Genomic DNA, 3,085 nt, shown 5'->3' with positions numbered 1-3,085 from the left:
TTGCTCTTTAACAATCTGGAACAAGCTGAAAATTGAAACATGACAGCTGAAACTTACTCCTCCGTAGAAGTACTGGAGTAAGGAGTACCCTGTCATAGAGTCTCTCAAATGTAGCAGCACGAAAGTGGAAACACCTTCGGGTTGTGAGGTTAAGTGACTAAGCGTACACGGTGGATGCCTAGGCAGTCAGAGGCGATGAAGGGCGTGCTAATCTGCGATAAGCGTCGGTAAGGTGATATGAACCGTTATAACCGGCGATACCCGAATGGGGAAACCCAGTGCAATTCGTTGCACTATCATACGATGAATACATAGTCGTATGAGGCGAACCGGGGGAACTGAAACATCTAAGTACCCCGAGGAAAAGAAATCAACCGAGATTCCCCCAGTAGCGGCGAGCGAACGGGGAGGAGCCCAGAACCTGAATCAGTTCTTGTGTTAGTGGAAGCGTCTGGAAAGTCGCACAGTAAAGGGTGATAGTCCCGTACACTAAAATGCATTAATTGTGAGTTCGATGAGTAGGGCGGGACACGTGACATCCTGTCTGAATATGGGGGGACCATCCTCCAAGGCTAAATACTCCTGACTGACCGATAGTGAACCAGTACCGTGAGGGAAAGGCGAAAAGAACCCCGGCGAGGGGAGTGAAATAGAACCTGAAACCGTGTACGTACAAGCAGTGGGAGCACCTTCGTGGTGTGACTGCGTACCTTTTGTATAATGGGTCAGCGACTTATATTTTGTAGCAAGGTTAACCGTATAGGGGAGCCGTAGGGAAACCGAGTCTTAACTGGGCGAATAGTTGCAAGGTATAGACCCGAAACCCGGTGATCTAGCCATGGGCAGGTTGAAGGTTGGGTAACACTAACTGGAGGACCGAACCGACTAATGTTGAAAAATTAGCGGATGACTTGTGGCTGGGGGTGAAAGGCCAATCAAACCGGGAGATAGCTGGTTCTCCCCGAAAGCTATTTAGGTAGCGCCTCGTGAACTCATCTTCGGGGGTAGAGCACTGTTTCGGCTAGGGGGCCATCCCGGCTTACCAAACCGATGCAAACTCCGAATACCGAAGAATGTTATCACGGGAGACACACGGCGGGTGCTAACGTCCGTCGTGAAGAGGGAAACAACCCAGACCGCCAGCTAAGGTCCCAAAGTCATGGTTAAGTGGGAAACGATGTGGGAAGGCATAGACAGCCAGGATGTTGGCTTAGAAGCAGCCATCATTTAAAGAAAGCGTAATAGCTCACTGGTCGAGTCGGCCTGCGCGGAAGATGTAACGGGGCTAAACCATGCACCGAAGCTGCGGCAGCGACGCTTAGGCGTTGTTGGGTAGGGGAGCGTTCTGTAAGCCGTTGAAGGTGGCCTGTGAGGGTTGCTGGAGGTATCAGAAGTGCGAATGCTGACATAAGTAACGATAAAGCGGGTGAAAAACCCGCTCGCCGGAAGACCAAGGGTTCCTGTCCAACGTTAATCGGGGCAGGGTGAGTCGACCCCTAAGGCGAGGCCGAAAGGCGTAGTCGATGGGAAACAGGTTAATATTCCTGTACTCGGTGTTACTGCGAAGGGGGGACGGAGAAGGCTAGGCTAGCCGGGCGACGGTTGTCCCGGTTTAAGCGTGTAGGGGGAGTGACCTGGTAAATCCGGTTACTCATTCAACCCTGAGGCGTGATGACGATGCACTACGGTGCAGAAGTAGTTGATGCCAAGCTTCCAGGAAAAGCCTCTAAGCATCAGGTAACACAGAATCGTACCCCAAACCGACACAGGTGGTCAGGTAGAGAATACCAAGGCGCTTGAGAGAACTCGGGTGAAGGAACTAGGCAAAATGGTGCCGTAACTTCGGGAGAAGGCACGCTGGCGCGTAGGTGAAGAGACTTGCTCTCGGAGCTGAAGCCAGTCGCAGATACCAGCTGGCTGCAACTGTTTAATAAAAACACAGCACTGTGCAAACACGAAAGTGGACGTATACGGTGTGACGCCTGCCCGGTGCTGGAAGGTTAATTGATGGGGTCAGCCGCAAGGCGAAGCTCTTGATCGAAGCCCCAGTAAACGGCGGCCGTAACTATAACGGTCCTAAGGTAGCGAAATTCCTTGTCGGGTAAGTTCCGACCTGCACGAATGGCGTAATGATGGCCAGGCTGTCTCCACCCGAGACTCAGTGAAATTGAACTCGCTGTGAAGATGCAGTGTACCCGCGGCAAGACGGAAAGACCCCGTGAACCTTTACTATAGCTTGACACTGAACATTGAGCCTTGATGTGTAGGATAGGTGGGAGGCTTTGAAGTGTGGACGCCAGTCTGCATGGAGCCAACCTTGAAATACCACCCTTTAATGTTTGATGTTCTAACTCGGCCCCATAATCTGGGGTGAGGACAGTGTCTGGTGGGTAGTTTGACTGGGGCGGTCTCCTCCCAAAGAGTAACGGAGGAGCACGAAGGTTAGCTAATCACGGTCGGACATCGTGAGGTTAGTGCAAAGGCATAAGCTAGCTTGACTGCGAGAGTGACGGCTCGAGCAGGTACGAAAGTAGGTCTTAGTGATCCGGTGGTTCTGAATGGAAGGGCCATCGCTCAACGGATAAAAGGTACTCCGGGGATAACAGGCTGATACCGCCCAAGAGTTCATATCGACGGCGGTGTTTGGCACCTCGATGTCGGCTCATCACATCCTGGGGCTGAAGTAGGTCCCAAGGGTATGGCTGTTCGCCATTTAAAGTGGTACGCGAGCTGGGTTTAGAACGTCGTGAGACAGTTCGGTCCCTATCTGCCGTGGGCGTTGGAAGATTGAGAGGGGTTGCTCCTAGTACGAGAGGACCGGAGTGAACGCACCACTGGTGTTCGGGTTGTCATGCCAATGGCACTGCCCGGTAGCTAAGTGCGGAAAAGATAAGCGCTGAAAGCATCTAAGCGCGAAACTTGCCTCGAGATGAGTCTTCCCTGGGAACTTGATTCCCCTGAAGGAACGTTTAAGACTAAGACGTTGATAGGCTGGGTGTGTAAGTGCAGCGATGCATTGAGCTAACCAGTACTAATGATCCGTGAGACTTAACCTTACAACACCAAAGGTGTTTTTGATTTGAGA

1 rRNA gene is annotated in these 3,085 nt (G+C 51.9%); it reads left to right on the top strand.

The features are described 5' to 3' along the window. The first annotated feature begins 147 nt into the window (after positions 1-147). Positions 148-3,056, top strand: a 23S ribosomal RNA gene (locus SGBXF1_RS24080). The last annotated feature ends 29 nt before the right edge of the window (positions 3,057-3,085 follow it).

It is taken from the genome of Serratia grimesii, assembly GCF_900186025.1.
In the GTDB taxonomy this organism is placed as follows: domain Bacteria; phylum Pseudomonadota; class Gammaproteobacteria; order Enterobacterales; family Enterobacteriaceae; genus Serratia; species Serratia grimesii.
This window is presented reverse-complemented; position numbering and strand designations above follow the sequence as displayed.